The sequence below is a fragment of the Rheinheimera sp. UJ51 genome (assembly GCF_020819615.1).
Taxonomy (GTDB): Bacteria; Pseudomonadota; Gammaproteobacteria; order Enterobacterales; family Alteromonadaceae; genus Alishewanella; species Alishewanella maricola.
The window spans coordinates 56,493-74,650 of sequence record NZ_JAJHOG010000002.1 but is presented as its reverse complement, the minus strand read 5'-3'; the positions used below and the strand labels follow the sequence as shown (position 1 = coordinate 74,650).

Here is an 18,158-nt window from a genome sequence, read left to right as displayed (position 1 = left end):
AACATCGTTATTAAGCAGAAGTTTGCACCAAAATGAACTGCATACGTATGCAGCATGTTCCCTAATGTCAGGGAGCTGTTTATGCTTGTGAGGGTAATATCTACACCAGACTAACAGGTGCTTTATGGAACAACTTCAACAGCTAGCCGATCTTGCCGGTTTGCAACAAAGCTATGTGCATGCCAATGGTCACCCAGTGACCATTGCGCCAGAGGTGCAACAGGCCATCTTAAATGCCATGGGTTTTAACCTTTCAAATGAACAGGTTATCGCCGAGCAAGTACAGCAAGCTATTGCATCACGCTGGCAAGAGCCCATAGCGCCGGTTACGGTAGTCACCCAAGGCCAGCCGCTACAAGTCAGACTCCAACTCGCTGCACAGAACGCTAGCAGCTTGTGGCAATGGCAACTTACCTTAGAAGAGGGTGAAATACGGCAAGGCGAAATTAGTCTGCAACCCAAAGATATTATTGAACAAGCCGTTTTAGCCGAGCAAAAAATGCTGGCCTTTATGCTGCAATTACCTGACGATTTGCCACTGGGCTATCATCAATTACAATTAAGCGATGGTCATCATCACTGGCAGCAGCAGGTGATTGTCGCGCCAAGCCGCTGTTTTCAGTTACATGACAGTGCCATCTTACATAAAACGATGGGCCCGGCTATTCAGTTATACGCCATTCGCTCGGCCCGCAATTGGGGTATCGGCGATTTCCTTGATCTTAAAAACATGGTGGCGCCGTTAGCGGCAATGGGTAACGACTTTATTGGTTTAAATCCATTGCATGCGCTTTACCCTATGTTGCCGCAAGATTGCAGCCCTTATAGCCCGAACAGCCGCTTGTGGCTCAATACGCAGTACGTTGCGCTTGAACATAGCGCCGAGTTTCAACACTGTAGCGCTGCCCAACAGCTAGTGGCGTCAGCGGAGTTTCAGCAACAATTGGCCGCCTGTCGTGCCGCCAGTGATGTTGATTATGCCCAAGTTGCGGCATTAAAAGCCCCAGTGGCTAAATTGCTTTACCAGACCTTTAAAACCCAAGAGTTGGCCAAACAGAGCGCGCGAGCACAAGCGTTTCAGCAATTTGTGCAGCAAGGCGGCGCATCGTTAAAACAAACTGCGCTATTCAAAGTGCTACAAGGTACGCTGTTTTGGCAAGATCACGCGATGGCGGCTTGGCAAAACTTTCCACCGGAATATCAAAATCCGCAAAGCGCGGCGGTACAACAGTTTGCCCAAGAGCATGCAGAGCAAATTCATCAGCAATTGTATTTACAATGGTTAGCTCAACAGCAATTGGCCGAAGTGAAAGCCGAGTGTCAAAAGCAGGGTATGGCCATTGGTTTGTATTGTGATGTCGCGGTAGGCACCAGTCGCAGCAGTGCCGAAAGCTGGGCCGCGCCTGAAGATTTCTTACTGGATTTAAGTGTGGGTGCACCACCGGATATTATGGCTCCGAAAGGCCAAAACTGGGGTTTACTGGCTTATAACCCACACACCTTACGTCAAAAAGCGTATCAGCCATTTATTGAATTGATCCGCGCCAATATGCGTCATGCTGGCGCCTTGCGTCTTGATCATGTGATGGCACTGCTGCGTTTGTGGTGCTGTCCCTTAGGCGCGGATGCTACCGCAGGCGCCTATATTGGCATGCCCGCTACGGCGCTTTTTGCCATACTCGCATTAGAAAGCCAGCGTAATCATTGTGTGGTTATCGGCGAAGACTTAGGCACAGTGCCAGTTGCCATCAGTGAATTGATGCAGCGCTATCAGGTGTTGTCATATCGCGTGTTTATGTTAGAACAAAAACACGGCAGCTATGATTATCGTGATCAAACTTATCCGGCTCGGGCACTCGCCACCGTGACAACACATGATATGCCCACGCTGATTGGCTATTGGCAAGAGCATGATTTAGCGCTGCGGCATAAACTGGATTTATTTCCAAGCGCTGAGGTGGCCGCTAATTTGCAGCAACTGCGTAAAGATGAAAAACAGCTGTTACAGCAGCAACTGCAGTTACATGAGCCCGATGCCGCCGCCTTAGTAACGGCGTGTCATTTGTATGCGGCTGCCACACCGGCGCAGTTATTTGCCTATCAGTTAGAAGACTTAGTGTTGCTGGATACACCGGTTAATATTCCGGGCACCAGCACCGAATACCCCAATTGGCGTCGTAAATTACCAAGCAATATTGAAGATATTTTAGCGCAAGCGGATGTCCAGCAATTATTACTCAAAATCAAACAGGCACGCGCCTAAAACGAAAACACCCGATAGCTTACTTGCCATCGGGTGCTTTTATGCTTAAACGTCACGTGACTTGTTAAGCCAACTTATTCAATTTGACCACGGATCTCGCCACTTGGGAAAGCTGGGGTATGAATGTTGACATAGTGACCACCCGACGCCAATACGGCAAAAATCGCTGCATTCAGGTTAGTACCGGCGCTTGTCTGCCAACGATTCACATCCGCGGTATTTTGCTCAAGCGCAACAAGAACCGGACCATTACTCCCTCTAACACCTGTATGAATGTGCGCCATGGTGGCATCAGCGACACCGCTCGTCAGCACTTGTAATTCCACATTAAAGTCTTGTAACCGCACTAAGGCATAACCATCACCTCGCGCCATCGTTGTCACTGCAGGTACTTCTTGTGCACCAGACAGCGGGAAGGTAACTAAAGCATAATCGCTAGCCCGAATGATTTGACCACGCAATTCACCACCCGGGTTGGTTGGCGTATGAATATTCACGTAATGTCCGCCAGCTGCTAACACCGCCAATATTTCTGCGTTTATCACCGTATCCGCTGGCGTAGACCATTTACCTGCATTATCTGTTGCACGCTCCAGTGCAACCAAAACACTGCCATTTTGACCAATGCGACCAGTATGAATGTGCGCCATAGTGGCTGCATCTGCGCCTTGGGTTAAAGCAACCAACTCTAGATTAAAGTTGCTCGTATTCACTAAAGCATAACCCTGACCCGTTGCCGTTGTGGTTACCGCTGGCACTTCTTGTGCACCGCTGAGGTTAAACGTCGCTAATACAAAATTATCTGTTAAGATTTGCCCACGTAATTCGCCACCAGGATTAGCCGGCGTGTGCACATTGACATAGTGCCCACCTGAGGCCAGTACCGCAAAGATATCGGCATTGATCTCGGTTTCAGCAGACGTAGACCACTTACCTAAGTTAGTTTGGTCTTGCTCAAGCGCCACTAACACTGGGCCGTTATTCCCCACGCGGCCAGTATGAATATGGGCCATCGTCGCGTCATTAACACCTTGTGTTACCGCAACAACTTCCACACTGTAATCTGTGGTATTGACTAACGCATAGCCATCGCCCGAAGCAGTGGTAGTTACACGCGGTACTTCTTGTGCGCCACTGAGTTTAAACGTAGCCAAAGCAAAATTGTCGGTTAAAATTTGACCGCGTAACTCACCGCTCGGATTCGCCGGTGTATGCACATTGACATAATGACCGCCTGAGGCGAGCACGGCAAAAATTTCAGCATTAATTGCGGTGTTCTCAGGCGTAACCCAAACGCCCACTTCACCGTCAGCTTGCTCTAAAGCAACTAATACACTGCCGTTATTACCAACACGACCGGTATGAATATGTGCCATCGTTGCATCATTGACGCCAGAAGTAACAGCGACCACTTCTACAGCATAATTCGTGGTATTAACCAGCGCATAACCATTACCCGAAGCTTGGGTTGCTACTGCGGGCACTTCTTGTGCTCCGCTTAACGGAAAGGTCGCCAGAACAAAGTCATCGGTCAGAATTTGACCACGTAATTCACCACTTGGATTAGCTGGCGTATGCACATTAACGTAATGCCCACCGCTGGCTAAAACAGCAAAGGTTGGCGCATCTAATAATGTGTTATCAGCCAGCACCCAAACATTCGGATCATCCGATAATTGCGCTAACGCCGCTAACACCCCACCATTCATGCCAATGCGGCCTGTATGGATGTGCGCCATAGTCGCATCTGCTACGCCCGAGGTGCGTACCGTTAGATTGACTTCAAAATCGGTTTGGTCAACGGCAGCATAAGCATAGCCCATACCTGCTGATGCAACTGCCGGTACTTGCTGCATACCAGACAAGGGGAAAGTGACAATAACCGTTTGGTCATTAACAATTTGACCGCGTATTTCGCCATCTGGGTAAGCGCTAGTATGCACGTTAATATACCAATCGCCATCTTTCAGATCCGTCATTAAATCTGCAGAAATGGTGGTCTCGGCTAATTGATATATCCCATCATTATTACCATCGGTGAAACTGAACGCGACGGGCCCATTTAAACCCAAATCACCATCATGAATATGCACAGCTTGCACATTGGCGATATTGGTTAAGTTTATCGATGCTCTGACTTGCATCAGATTTTCATCAATTTCAACAGTACCCGTTGCCATTGCGGTAGACGGCGTGCGTGGCACTTGTTGATCGCCAGAAAGTGCGGCATTAAAGGTTTGTGATACGGTGAATACCGGTGGTGGTGGGACTTCAACTTTATCATTGTCGTTATCATTACAGCCCATTAGCAGTAACCCAATGACACTGAAACAAATCAGCTTTTTCATATGTGGATCCTTAACCGTTATAAGCCAAAACACGCCGTTTTTGGCAAGAGGGAATCTCTATACATCTAAGGTTGCATATGGTGTAACGTAAGGAAGGCGAAAAAGGATCGTTAATTGTGGTTATTATTTAAGCGCAAAGTTTGCCTAATCCTTAATTAATCGGCTACAGGCTAAAGGCGGCAAGCCCTTAAGGCATTACTTGCCATTAAAAAATAATTCAGCTCAGCACTTAAGCTGCGCAACAAAAAATCGGGGATAAACATGAAACAGGCGCGTCATAATGCTTCAGCATTTTGACTTTACTGAAATCGGCTTGGCTGTCAGCATTAGGTTTATAGCGACAGCCAACCTTTAACAAGATGGCTTATAATGAAAACCCGTTAATCCTTATTTAGGTTTTTTGCGAGGGGGTTTATGCGCCGCATATTCTTCTGCTGACACCACGCCGTCTTGATCGGTATCCATACTTTGAAATACCTCTTCAACACTGCCGTGCGGCAGGCTAATGCTTGAGAACTCGTCCCATTGCAACAGGTTGTCACCGTTGCTATCTAAGCTGCTAAATTCTGGGCGGGGTTTGGGCCGTTTTTCAGCTTTTTCTTGTTGTGCAACCACGTTGTTGCTTAACAAAGCGAAAGTTATAAATACACTAAGGGCTGTCGTTTTATGCATGATGTGTGACTCGTTAATGAATGAACACCCAGCATAATGAATAACCAAGCAAACAATATGGAATCATTGTGCAAATTAGAAGCTTATCGACAACTTTGCCGGGTTTACTGAAAAACATATTTATAGCCGACGCCATATACCGACTCGACCAAAGTGGTGTGCGGTAAGGCAACATCGAGCTTTTTGCGAAGTTTTTTGATATGGCTGTCAATGGTTCGTTCATTGACGATGCGATAATCGGCATAGATCGCATCCATCAGTTGGCTACGGCTAAATACCTGATGCGGGTGCGCGGCCATGGTATGCAATAACTGAAACTCGACGGCGGTTAGCGCACAGCGCTGACCATTGATTAAAATACAAAATTGCTTTGGAAGCAGCTCAATCACTGGCTTGGCAGCTAGCGCAGGGCTAGCCACTGTACTAGGTAGCGTGGTTTCTGGCGGCGTAACTCGGCGCAGCACCGCTTTTACTCTGGCGACCACTTCACGCGGGCTAAAAGGTTTGCACATATAATCATCGGCACCTAACTCTAAACCAATCAGCCGATCAATTTCTTCTACTCTGGCCGTTAACATTAAAATAGGCACATTAGAAAACTGCCGTACTTCTTTGCAAATATCTATGCCGTCTTTGTGTGGCAACATAATATCCAGTAACACGGCGGCGGGCTGATGCGTTTGGATCCATGCGACAACTAAAGCACCGTCGCCAATAATATGCGTGCTAAAACCTGACTGCTGTAAATAGTCATTCAATAACGCCGCCAGTTTGCTTTCGTCTTCGACAATTAATATGGTTTTACTCATCGCCTGCTCTTAACTGTTCTCGGGTAATTTTAAGGGTAAAACGATACTGATCGCTAAGCCCCCCTGCGCCGCAGTACTGGCAAATATATCGCCGTGATGACGATGGACAATTTGGGCACAAAGCGCCAAGCCGAGCCCCAAACCGCCGTTACTGCGATGCCGATGCTCTTCGGCACGATACAAATACTCAAATATATGCGCATGATGCTGCGGGGCGATACCAATGCCATTATCCGCCAGCTGGATCAACACCTGCTGATCGTGTTGACGGACACTGAGGGTGAATTGGCTTGCCTGAGCGTATTTCACACAATTGGTTAAAATATTCTCAAAAAGCTGATTCAGCCGCACAGGATCAAACGCCAGCCAGAGTGTGCCACTTGGCCAGTCGGTCAATAATTGAATGGCGTTGTCTTGCAGGTACTGGCTATATTTCAACTGATGTTGTTGTAAAAACGCTAATAAATCATGCTGCTGCAGCTTTACCGGGATCCCTTCAATTTGCTGACTGGTCAGCGCATAGAGATCATCAATCATCTTACTGAGCTGATTAACTTCGCTGTGGATACTTTGTAAGTTTTTTAAATCTGGCTGACGGATACCATCAATTAAGGCTTCTGTTTCACCTTTTAAAATCGCGATAGGTGTGCGCAGTTCATGAGAAACAGTGGCTAACCAACGCTTACGATGTGTTTCGGTTTGCGACAAGCGCTGTGCCAGGGTATTAAAATGCTGACTCAGCAGTTGCAACTCATCCTTGCGGTTAATCTCTATTTTCTGTTCGTAGTTGCCACGGGTTAATTGCGTCATCCCCTCGACCACTTTTTTAATCGGTTGCACAAAGTGTCGGGCGATCATGTTCGAAATAACCACCACAACTACAAATAAAAACAGCCCCACCCACAACCAGTAATGTTGCTGTTGCTGCAAAATTTCAAATTCGTAGTCTTGCGATAACTGCTCTTTTTTCGCAACCAATAAGGTGCCTATTTGCTGTTGCTGCAGCCAAATAGGGAAATAATGATAATCGATGCTAGCATCATAACTGCCAACGACTAACTGCTCTGCACTATCGAGCAGCGCTATGGCCGGCCCTCGTTTCTCTGGCGGCGGTGGGGGTGGCCGCCCAGCTCGGGGCTCGTGAGGGCCTGACTGCGGCCGTTGCCTTTGTGCAAAACCTCGCGGGCTTAATTCAGCTTGTAGGTAAAAACTGGCGCGATCAAAAAAATAGCGTGGCTGCCCCGCCCATTGCTCCCAACTTTGCTGCTTTTGATAACTTTGCTGTAGTTCTTCAACAAAGGGCTGCAATAGCTCTTTTTCTTTCGAGTTCACATATTTAATTAACCCCTGCCCAAAACTCCATTGGGCAAACATTGCTAAGCTGCTAATAATGAACAAGCTTAAACCGAGCAGTGTTAATAACAGTTTATTTTGGATCTTCATGGCGAATACAAGCTAATTTAGGGCCTAACTTTATTGCAGAGTAGCAGCAAATAATGCAAATAATGTGCATTAATGCGTTATTTCATTAGTCGGCACCATTATCCCTATACCTGCTAGCCCACTTTCAGCGCTGTGCTGACTAAACCGGCAACGCCTTGACGCTTGACGGATGGTTTTCAAGCCGCTTGGCTAGTAAAACCCTTATTGATACTGCTAAAGTGCAGCTTCATTGACGCGCTGCAGGTATCCCAAATACTGCGCGAGAAAGCATAGCCTTGCGCTAGCGCAACCTTTACCCAGCAGGCCGCTGCTGACTTATCGTGCAATAAAACCTTCACGGTCGGCCGCTTACTACATCATAAAAAGAGAAACCACCATGGCTAACGACGGCAACTACAAAAAAAAGAAAATTGGCGAACATACCTTAAAACCCGAAACCATGATGATGTCTTATGGTTATAACCCACAGTTTTCCGAGGGTTCTGTTAAGCCACCGGTGTTTTTAACCTCGACTTTTGCTTACCAAACGCCTGAAGAAGGCGAAGAGTTTTTTCATATTATGGCGGGGCGTAAGCCTGCTCCAGCAGGCAGTGTCGGTGGCTTAATTTATAGCCGTTTTAACCACCCTAATGTCGAAATAATTGAAGATCGTTTGTCGTTATTTGAAGGGTCAGAAAGCTCGGTGGTTTGCTCCAGCGGTATGGGCGCCATTAGCGCCATCTTGCTGGCTTATCTTCGTCCGGGTGATGTGATCGTGCAAAGCGCCCCACTGTATGGCGGCACTGAAACCTTGATCCGTAAGTTTTTGCCGGAGTTTAATATTCACACCGGGGAATTTCATCATGGCTTAGATGAAATGGGCATGTTAAGTGCACTAAGAGCGGCCGCGAAAAAAGGCCGCCTAGCGATGGTGTTTGTAGAATCGCCAGCCAACCCAACCAATTCCTTAGTGGATTTTGCCGCCTTAAACCGCGTACTGGATATCATCAAAACGGAAACAGGTCATCGGCCGATCAGTGTGTGTGATAACACGCTAATGGGCCCCGTTTTTCAGCAAGCTGTGCCACAAGGCATTGATATGGCGATGTACTCACTGACCAAATATGTGGGCGGCCACAGCGATTTAGTCGCCGGTGCGGTGTGTGGTAGTCGTGATATGTTGCGCCCCGTGCGGGCCATTCGCGGTGCCATTGGCCTTAACCTTGATCCACACACCAGCTGGATGATTTCACGCTCATTAGAAACCTTAAGTATTCGGATGGAACGCGCTGCTGCCAGTGGTCGTAAAGTGGCAGAGTGGCTGGCGCATAACCCTTATAAGCCGGCCAAAGTGTTACATCCTGACTTGATTACCGATGCGGCTTATCAAGCGGTATATCAACGACAGTGCTCCGGCCCAAGCTCAACCTTTTCTTTTGTTATGGACATAGCAAAAGCCGATGCCTTTCGTTTAATTAATAACCTGTCTATTTTTAAATCGGCGGTCAGTCTCGGGGGTAGCGAAAGTTTAGTTTGCCACCCAGGCAGCACCACACACTCTGGTGTGCCAACCGAGCTGCGTGATCGTTTTGGCATCAGCCACGGGCTGATCCGCTTATCGATTGGCTTAGAACACCCAGACGATTTAATTGCCGATTTAGACCATGCGTTCGCCGCCACTTTTGGTACGAACTAACCACAGCATACGGTCGGGGGCATCACGAGCCACCGACCGCGCAGTCTCAGTGCGTTGCACCTAGCAACGATTTTAAAGCGGGATTATCGATGTTAAAGTTATCTCAGGCTCTGGCCATCTGCAGCAGTATGTTTTGCTTATGGCTGCCACAAGTCAATGCCCAGACCTTATATCTGGTGCGGCATGCCGAAAAACTCAGTGGTGCCGATCCGACACTCTCGGCGTGTGGTCAAGCCAGAGCCGAGGCACTGGCCGAGTATTTCCAAGCCATCCCATTGCAAGCAGTCTATGCCACGCCCTATCAACGTACGCAACAAACAGCCGCCGCGGTAGCAAAGCGCCAGCAGTTAACCGTAACAAGTTACCATCCCGATGCACCTGAGCAGTTAAAACAACAGCTAAGTAGTGCAAACCACACGGTATTAATCGTTGGCCACAGCAACACCGTACCGGCTTTAGTCAAACTGTTCAGTGAGATCGACGTTGCACCGCTGACGGAGCAAGATTACGATTTATTATATAAGGTTAAGCTTGGTGACACGCCCAGTGTAACTATTAGCCGGCAAAAATTTCACTGTCAATCGCCGTTATCCCTGTAACACTTGATTCAATTTTTCTGTATAGCAATGTCTGGTACATCGCTCATAACCATCCTACTGCGAGCTAAAGCTGCACAGATATGCTCTCAGGCACTGAGTGTAAAGCATGGCCTGAAAAACTTTATGACCCTTAGCTGTCAGTATCCTAAAGTGACTCGTTAGGTTCATACACACAATATCCCACTTTATTACAATAGTTACCCAACCATTATGTATTCAAAGGTTAATTCCACCCTGCTGTATCATTCTGAAGCTAATCTATATTCAGGTGGCGTAGCTTCCGAAAGTTAATTTATAAAGGCATTGTTTGACTGCTCGAGTTTTTAAGGATGGTCAGCTTGTCTATACTTGTTATGTACTTTCTTCTTTTTTCAAGGCGCCCACCCAGTATCAACCTTTTAATTAATAACATAAAATAAACATTATTTAAGAAATTTAGTATAGCCCGGCGTAACAAAAAAGCTGCTGAATTTTAAAATTACAGCAGCTTTAAACCAAAAGGAAATATAAAGATTACTTTGTTACTTTTCTCATAACTAAACCAAATAACCCAATCATAACAAGTATTATACTGCTAGGAGCAGGAACTGAAGCCGTTGGCGATGTTGAAGCTACCGGCAATAATCTGCTAGTGGGAGTAGCATTCCAATCTGCAAGAACAACTTGATAGCTTAAAGTTGTATCTATCGCTGTACCATTAGATGCAAATGAACTAAATGCAAACAAACCGTTAAAAACGACACCTAAAGAATTTATTTCTGTTCTAAGTGCACCAAAATTAATATTATACTGTGTCGTGATACGGCATAGACCAACATCACCACATCCAAAAATGTTTGTTGAATTAAACGAATAGTTAGGAATGCTAATGTCAAAAAACTGTGTTTTTAGAGCTTCGCCAAATGGAAGAACTTCAGCATAGCTAGCACCAATAAGACCATCAACAAATAACTCTGAAGGCTTACCATCTACAAACATGACATCGTAAAAAACGCCATTGACATCCAGATTAAACACACCCGCTAGATAATTATTAATATCAATTTTGAAAACGGTCTCATTTACGCCATCTAGCGTTGAAATTGAAGTTCCATCTGAAACTTTAATTAAGGCCGCATGTGCAGAAAATGTCATAGCCATATATGAAAACACAATAGCTGCTATTATTTTATCCATTTTAATTTACCCTATTCATTTTATTATTTATGTATTTACAAACACAGCTTAAGCAAAAAAAGTGCCAATCCCTAAGCTATTGTTTTATTGAAATAATATAAAATGGATTGCGTTTAGTTGTAAAATTTTCTGACACGAGTAAAAAGTTACTCAATATTGGAGCATTGAATTGAATTGCGACGACTCACTTATAGTAATACTGTTAGATTTCTCCGTACAGGCAGCCACAAGAAAAGCAAGAAAAGCAAGAAAACCAAGCACATAGTAAGCTTTAGGGTTTAATCCAGCACTGATTTTGAATATCACTTGTCGGCAATTGTTAAAACAAAGGAAAAGGATATTGTGCAAGCCTTTCTCTAACTCAAATAACTGCTCAAACACTACACTCTGGTATATCAGGTTGGCTTATTTCATCCTCAATAGGATGAAATAAGCCAGAAAATCTGGCTAAAAAACGCTGATCAACCTGCATTAATCAGCGCTTGTTAACTAGCGTATTTAAGCTTTTTCGGCCGTTTATTGTTTTGCTGGTTTTTTTTCTACATTTTTCACAAACTCATCTAACCAAGCCGTCGTTTCCCACAGCATATGTAAGATCGATTCGCGCGCACGGTAACCGTGAGATTCTAAAGGCAACATCACTAAACGTGTGGTGCCGCCATTACCTTTGATGGCTTGGTATAAACGCTCACTTTGTAGCGGGAAAGTGCCTGAGTTGTTATCGTCTGTGCCATGGATCATCAGTAACGGTGTTTTGATTTTTTGCGCATGGAAAAACGGAGACATGCGGCTGTATAACTCAGGATCATCCCACAAGGTACGCTGTTCACGCTGAAAACCAAACGGTGTTAAACTGCGGTTATAAGCACCGCTACGCGCAATACCGGCTTTAAATAAGTTGGTGTGCGCCAGCAAATTCGCTGTCATAAAGGCACCGTAAGAATGCCCCCCTACCGCTACGCGATTAGCATCCGTTACGCCCAGCTTTACACCGGCCGCAATCGCGGCTTCGGCGTTCATGACCAATTGCTTGATAAAGGTATCATTTGGCTCTTGCTCGCCCTCCCCAACGATCGGCATGGTGGCATTGTCCATCACCGCATAACCTTGCGTTGCTAAAAACTGTGGCGTCCAATAACTGATGCGATTAAAACGATAAGGTGAATCACTCACCTGGCCTGCAGCGGCCGCACTTCTAAACTCGCGTGGATAAGCCCAAATCACGGTAGGTAATGCACCATCTCGTGCTTTATCGTAACCAGCAGGCAGCAACAAGGTCGCAGACATCGGCACACCATCGGCGCGTTGATAATTAATTAACTCGCGGCTAATACCTTGAGTATGCGGCATCGGATGCGGCGTTTTGGTTAAAGCGCTAAGCTCGCCACTTTGCAGATCTCGCAGGTAAAAGTCAGGCGGTAGATCGCTTGATTCGCGCTGGGTTAATAACTTGCCAGACGCTAATAACGTGTAAGGATATTCATAGAAAGGCGCTTCTGAGCGCCATAAGCGGCTGGTTTCACCACTGCTCAGTTGGCGTTTATCTATAAATGGTCGGTTACCTTCTGTAGAGGCACCAATGCCGGTTAAATAAATCGCGCCATCTTCAATGCGTAATAAGCTTTGGCCATTAGCAGCAGTGGTCATTAACGGTGTACCAGGATCGTTATAACGATCTTCAGATGAACGCTCCCACATTAATTGCGCTGGCTGTTTTGGCGCTAAATACCACACTTTTTCGTTGCGATCTTGCCACCAACGCTCCGACACCATCAAGCTACCCTCAGCGCCCGCGCGCAGATTAGCAAAGCGATAACTTAAATCTAGCAGCTTTTCAGCGGGTTGCGTAAAGGGGGCTGGCAGTTGGAATAACTGATCACGCACTGTGGCCGTATTGGCCGGATCACCGCCATCTGCCGCTTCCGCCCAATAGAGGGTAGCCGCATGATCGGCACGCCAGCCGATATCACGCCGACCGGTGGGTACCGCATCAAAGGCAATGGGTAAATTATCAGCAACCGGTTGCTGCACCACGTTATAAACTAACTTACCCGTGGCATCCCATACTTCAGCAGTATAGCCAAAACGAAATACCGGTACGGCATAGGAAAAAGGCTCTTCTAAACGATTGACTAAAATAAAGTTATTATCAGGAGACACTTCAACACCGCGAAATAACTGCGGTTTGCCGATGGCAGTTACTTTATTATTGAGGCCAATTTTTACTAATTGACTGGTGAAGTAATGGCTAAACAAGGCTTCATCATGTTTATCTTTCAGTAAATCTTGATAAGTCCGCGCTGGCGCGGTGCGACCACGTGCTTCCGTCACGACGGGGCCACTGGGCACTTTACTCGCTTGCGGCTCCGCACCCCGTTTTGCCGGCACACTGCTGGCGAAAATCGCTTTGCTATCAGCTGACCACTGTAAAGCCCCACCCCAGATCGCATTAATGGGTGTTTTACTCCACTGGCTGGCTTTCGCTTTAGCAATATCAACCCGCCATAAGGTCGCGATGCTGTCATCTAACTGAATAAACGCGAAATAACGACTGTCGGGCGACCAGCTTAAATTCACCGCTTTTAAGTTTTTCGGTAAACCACTGATTGCACGGCTTTGCTGGTTAGCTAAATCAATAAGTTGTAACGACGAAACATAGCGTGGTTGCGCCGGACCATTGTTCGCCGGGTTAAAACGGACGCCCGCCAAACGGTATTCGGGTGCGGCTAAATCGGCAATACTGGGTAACGCAGGAAAAGCCGTGCTTAGCAATATGCGCCCATCAGGGCTTAAACTGGCACTGGGTGCCGGTGCGGCATCGACAATATCAATAATTTCTTGGCTAGGTTGTTGGTAATTAATATCAACGGCTGTGGCCAGTGCATAGCTGCCATAAGCAAGCGCAGCCCCTAGCAGCAGAGTACGTAATAAGCTGTTCATGTTGTTTTCCTAATAATTTATCAACTTCTTTTTAGCATGTTCTAGCACAGGCTGCTGTCCGTTTCGACCATCTAGGGTAAAGCTGAGATAAATGCACAAAACAGCGTTAAATCTTCATCATTTTTATGAACGGCAGATGAATAAAAAATGTTATTAAAATAAACCATATATGTAAAATCATTCAGATTGTATTCAGGCGTTGCATCCGATAGTAAGGGCGTATAACAACCCACAAGGAAAGACCATGTTAAATAAAATTTTAGCCATTGCCCTGGCAAGCAGCTTAGTGACGCCCGTTTTCGCCGCCGACTCACCTTTTTATATCGGTGGCCAAATCAGTAATACCACCTTGAAAGAATCTGCGGCTGGTTTTAGCGATGATTTTGATTTTACGGTATTAAGCGCTATCGCGGGTTATCAATTCACACCTTTTTTTGCCACAGAATTACGCTTAGGTAAGGGTGTTAGCGGTGAAAGCTTTCAAGATATCGGCTATTCCGAAAAACTGGACGTAAGCCAACAAACCGCAGTGTTAATGAAAGGCAGCGTACCCATTACCGACGCATTTTCTCTGTATGGTGTTGCCGGTTATGCTGCCAGTAAGTTCACTTACAAAGAACGCGACGGCAATTTCTATTACTCTGATTCAGAAACCGTAGACGGTTTAACTTGGGGTGTTGGCGCGGGGGTGAAATTTACTCAGAACTTATCTGCAACCGTTGAGTATTTACAAATGCCAAGTGAAAAGTTTAACGACGATGGCTTTGGCTACAAGCTAAAAAGTCATAACCTGAGCTTAGGTGTAATTTATCAGTTTTAATTGCAGCGCTCACTAAAAAGCCGGTTTGCTCTACAGCACGAATTGCGCTAGCAAACCGGATTTTTATAAAACATGGCACTAAGGGCCTAGACCCTTAGTGTCATCACTACCAAATTTTCACGCGCACGTCTTCTTCCCGATACATGCCATCACCCGGTTTGATATCGAAGGCTTCGTAAAACTCTGGCATATTCGACAATACACCTAACACACGGTACATACCTGGCGAATGCGGGCCAGTGATCACTTGCTGGCGCAATGCTTCATCACGGAATTTAATGCGCCACACTTGTGCCCAACCAATAAAGAAACGCTGATCTGGCGTAAAACCGGCAATGGTTTGCTGTGGTTTATCTTTTGTGGCCGCTTTGTACGCTTTATAGGCCACGGTTAACCCGCCTAAGTCCGCGATGTTCTCACCTAAACCCAAAGCACCTTGCAGTGTTAAGTTATCAATAGGATTAAACGCATTGTATTGATCAATCATCCGCTGCGCGCGCTCGCTAAATTGCGCGGCATCGCTGGGTGTCCACCAATCACGCAAGTTTCCGTCACCATCAGAACGTCGACCTTGATCATCAAAACCGTGCGTAAATTCATGGCCAATGACACCACCAATGGCACCATAGTTAATGGCGTCATCCGCAGCCACATTAAAAAACGGGGGTTGTAAAATGGCAGCAGGGAAAACAATTTCATTCATGGTAGAGCTGTAATAGGCATTCACGGTTTGCGGTGTCATGCCCCATTCATCACGATTCACTGGCTGCCCTAAACGCGCCACCATGCGTTGGTATTCGCACTCGCTGCTGCGGCGTAAATTGCCAATAAGATCATTGGCATCAACTGTTAAACAGTCATAATTGCGCCAAACATCGGGATAACCGATTTTCGTATTAAACTTGGCTAATTTGGCCTGCGCTTCCACCTTAGTCGGTTCGCTCATCCATTCTAACTCAGCAATGGCGACCTTAAAGGAACCGCGTAGGTTTTCGATCATCTCGTCCATACGCGCTTTGGCTTCTGCTTTGAAGTAGCGATCGACATATTGCTTACCAACCATAAAACCTAAGCTGCTGTCCACCACACCCACTGCACGTTTTTCTCGGCTGCGCTGCTCTTGTAAACCACTGAGTGTTTTACCGTAAAATTCAAAGCTCGCTTGCACAAAAGGCTCACTTAAATTACTGGCATTACTGCGCAGTAAATGAAACTTTAAATAGGTTTGCCACTGTGCCACTGGCACATCACCCTGCATTTTGGCGAACGCCGTAAAATAAGATGGCTGACGTACCACGACTTCATTCACCTTATCCAGCTCGGCGGCGGCCATAAAACGCGGCCAATCAAAGCCCGGCGCCACTTGTTGTAACTCGGCTAAAGTGTATTTGTTATAAGTGGCATTACGATCACGATTTTGAATACGGCTCCACTGTGCTTCGGCCAGCTGCGTTTCTAACGCAATAATCTGCGCCGCAGCTTGCGCTGGATTATCCCAGCCGGCCAGCTGCCACAGGGTTTGAATAAAGTCGCTATATTGGCTTAACAGTTTTTTAGAGCGCTCATCATCTTTGAGGTAGTAATCGCGATCAGGTAAACCTAACCCCCCTTGGCTAGCACCTGTAATATATTGATCAGATTGACGTTGATCTTGACCAACGTAAACAGACACCGGTGTCCCAAAACGGTAACGCTGTAACTCGCCCCATAACTCGGCAAGATCTTGGTGTGTGCGTAACTGTTCAATACGCACAATGTCGCCCCGCAACGGATTTAACCCCAAGACGTTAATTAATGGCTCATTTAAGTAAGATGAATATAAATCAGCAATCTTTTGCGCATCAGAGCCCTTGGCATGCTCACCCGCCGCCAGCTCGCGGATAATCTCTAACACTTGTTTTTCGGCATTTTCACGCAGCTCATCAAAGCTACCCCAACGTGAACGATCCCCTGGAATTTCGGTGCTGTTTAACCAGTTACCATTAACAAAACGGAAAAAGTCTTGCTGAGGCGCTACCGTTTGGTCAAAGTTTTTTAACTCAAAACCGGCTTTCTGTTCTTGCATCGCCAGTGTTTGTGCGGTTTGTTCCACGGTCGGCTGACTGCTACAGGCCGCTAATCCCAACGCGGCAGCAATGCCCAGCGCCAGTAAAGAAAGTTTTTTCATCATAGTTCCTTGGTTTTTGTTTTATTGTTTTTAAAACGACTTGCCGAGTGTAGAAAAGGCCAGCGAAGCCTGTCCAGTAAACAGGATATTAGCCCTGCCGGCTGCGATAAACTTCGGTAGTTTTTGCCTTGATACGGTTTTACTTGAATTACGCCGCAAATTTCCGCAGGATCAGTGCATCATTTAGGTAATAGGACCTTGCTATGTTAGATACAGCGTTAAGCTCATTAACCGGTTTACCCTCTTTTTTGGCTTACTTTGCTTTGGCCATTATTTCTTTGCTGCTGTTTATTCGCTTATATAGCTGGGTAACACCGCACGATGAATTTGGTTTAATTCGAGCAAATAATCCTGCCGCCGCAGTGGCCTTTGCCGGCGCATTAATCGGTTTTGCGTTGCCACTGTCTAGCGCCATTACCCATTCATTGTCATTGTTAGATTGTGCCATCTGGGGTGCTGTGGCCTTGCTAGTGCAAGTGCTAACCTTTTTTGTTAGCCAGTTGGCCTTAAAACAACTACCAGAACGTATCACCAAAGGCGATATCGCTGCAGGGATTTTTTCTGCAGGCTGTTCAATCAGCGTCGGTATGTTAAATGCCGCCTGTATGAGTTACTAAGGAGCAGACCATGCCAAAAACCACATGTAAACGTAGCCGCAAAGCGGCGCTCATTTTTATGGTGCCCGCCGCCACCTTGTTACTACAAGGCTGTGGCCAAGAAAAAACGGTAGAAGCTCAGGTTTACAATACGCCAGATGAGTGTGCCGCTTTTTATAATCCACCGGCTCAATGCCAAGCTGCGTTTGAAGAAGCCGCCGCGTTGCATCCGCAAGTGGCCCCTCGTTATGCCAATAAACAAGAGTGTGAGGCTGACTTTGGTGCGGGCAGTTGCGAAACCGCACCGCAACAACAAAGTGCTCAAGGCAGTTTTTTTATGCCCATGATGATGGGCTTTATGGCCGGACAAATGCTCAATCGCGGTGGTATGGGCGCACAAGCGCCACAACAAAGCAGTGCAGCGGCGCGCAACAGTGTGCCGACACAACCGTTGTACAAATCACGGGACGATCGCGGCACTTTTCGCACCGCAAGCAATGCACCGGTTGCAAGCCAATCTGGCCCAACACAGGTTCGGCCATCAGCCGTGCAGCCTAAACCCGCCAGCTTAGCGCGTCGTGGTGGCTTTGGCTCACAAGCGCAGCAACGTGCCACTGCCGCACAGCGCAGCAGCAGCTACGGCGGTTAAG

13 protein-coding genes are annotated in these 18,158 nt (G+C 46.7%); 6 read left to right on the top strand and 7 right to left on the bottom strand.

Annotated features, from left to right (window positions below; genetic code table 11):
• Window positions 1–124 precede the first annotated feature (124 nt).
• A complete protein-coding gene (gene malQ, locus LMJ53_RS02470; protein ID WP_229584645.1) occupies window positions 125–2,263 on the top strand; it encodes a 4-alpha-glucanotransferase in 2,139 nt (712 codons plus the stop codon).
• Window positions 2,264–2,337: 74 nt separating this feature from the next.
• On the opposite strand, the gene LMJ53_RS02465 is transcribed toward malQ, so the two are convergent.
• The 4 genes from LMJ53_RS02465 to LMJ53_RS02450 all read right to left on the bottom strand — a co-directional run bounded on the left by LMJ53_RS02465 (window position 2,338) and on the right by LMJ53_RS02450 (window position 7,535).
• Window positions 2,338–4,611 carry a CHRD domain-containing protein gene (locus tag LMJ53_RS02465; RefSeq protein ID WP_229584644.1) on the bottom strand — a complete coding sequence of 758 codons (2,274 nt, stop codon included), beginning with the start codon at window positions 4,609–4,611 and terminating at the stop codon, window positions 2,338–2,340.
• 387 nt (window positions 4,612–4,998) lie between these two features.
• Entirely contained in the window at window positions 4,999–5,283 is a 285-nt protein-coding gene (locus LMJ53_RS02460) for an EF-hand domain-containing protein (protein ID WP_229584643.1), read from the bottom strand.
• Window positions 5,284–5,387: 104 nt separating this feature from the next.
• Window positions 5,388–6,092, bottom strand: coding sequence for a response regulator (locus LMJ53_RS02455; protein WP_229584642.1), 705 nt, complete (start codon window positions 6,090–6,092; stop codon window positions 5,388–5,390).
• 9 nt (window positions 6,093–6,101) lie between these two features.
• Window positions 6,102–7,535: an ATP-binding protein gene (locus LMJ53_RS02450; RefSeq protein WP_229584641.1), complete on the bottom strand. Its 1,434-nt coding sequence runs from the start codon at window positions 7,533–7,535 to the stop codon at window positions 6,102–6,104.
• A gap of 376 nt (window positions 7,536–7,911) precedes the next feature.
• Between LMJ53_RS02450 and LMJ53_RS02445 the strand changes: the two genes are divergently transcribed.
• Together LMJ53_RS02445 and LMJ53_RS02440 are read left to right on the top strand one after the other, a co-directional pair.
• On the top strand, window positions 7,912–9,210 hold the full coding sequence (locus LMJ53_RS02445) for a cystathionine gamma-synthase family protein (protein ID WP_229584640.1): 1,299 nt from the start codon (window positions 7,912–7,914) through the stop codon (window positions 9,208–9,210).
• Between the two features lie 89 nt (window positions 9,211–9,299).
• Window positions 9,300–9,809 (top strand): SixA phosphatase family protein, encoded by a 510-nt coding sequence (locus LMJ53_RS02440; protein ID WP_229584639.1) that lies wholly within the window; start codon window positions 9,300–9,302, stop codon window positions 9,807–9,809.
• Between the two features lie 513 nt (window positions 9,810–10,322).
• Here the strand turns inward: LMJ53_RS02440 and LMJ53_RS02435 are convergent.
• The gene (locus LMJ53_RS02435; protein ID WP_229584638.1) at window positions 10,323–10,985 is read right to left on the bottom strand and encodes a PEP-CTERM sorting domain-containing protein; all 663 of its coding nucleotides are present in this window, start codon (window positions 10,983–10,985) and stop codon (window positions 10,323–10,325) included.
• A 516-nt stretch (window positions 10,986–11,501) separates the two neighbouring features.
• Entirely contained in the window at window positions 11,502–13,925 is a 2,424-nt protein-coding gene (locus LMJ53_RS02430) for an alpha/beta hydrolase family protein (protein ID WP_229584637.1), read from the bottom strand.
• 244 nt (window positions 13,926–14,169) lie between these two features.
• On the opposite strand from LMJ53_RS02430, the gene LMJ53_RS02425 reads away from it, so the two are divergent.
• Window positions 14,170–14,745, top strand: a complete 576-nt coding sequence (locus tag LMJ53_RS02425; protein ID WP_229584636.1) for a porin family protein — start codon at window positions 14,170–14,172, stop codon at window positions 14,743–14,745.
• Between the two features lie 106 nt (window positions 14,746–14,851).
• Here the strand turns inward: LMJ53_RS02425 and LMJ53_RS02420 are convergent, their stop codons facing one another.
• Entirely contained in the window at window positions 14,852–16,912 is a 2,061-nt protein-coding gene (locus LMJ53_RS02420) for a M13 family metallopeptidase (protein ID WP_229584635.1), read from the bottom strand.
• A 203-nt stretch (window positions 16,913–17,115) separates the two neighbouring features.
• Between LMJ53_RS02420 and LMJ53_RS02415 the strand changes: the two genes are divergently transcribed.
• Together LMJ53_RS02415 and LMJ53_RS02410 are read left to right on the top strand one after the other, a co-directional pair.
• Window positions 17,116–17,529: a DUF350 domain-containing protein gene (locus tag LMJ53_RS02415; protein WP_229584634.1), complete on the top strand. Its 414-nt coding sequence runs from the start codon at window positions 17,116–17,118 to the stop codon at window positions 17,527–17,529.
• Between the two features lie 10 nt (window positions 17,530–17,539).
• On the top strand, window positions 17,540–18,157 hold the full coding sequence (locus LMJ53_RS02410) for a DUF1190 domain-containing protein (RefSeq protein ID WP_229584633.1): 618 nt from the start codon (window positions 17,540–17,542) through the stop codon (window positions 18,155–18,157).
• Window position 18,158 lies beyond the last annotated feature (1 nt).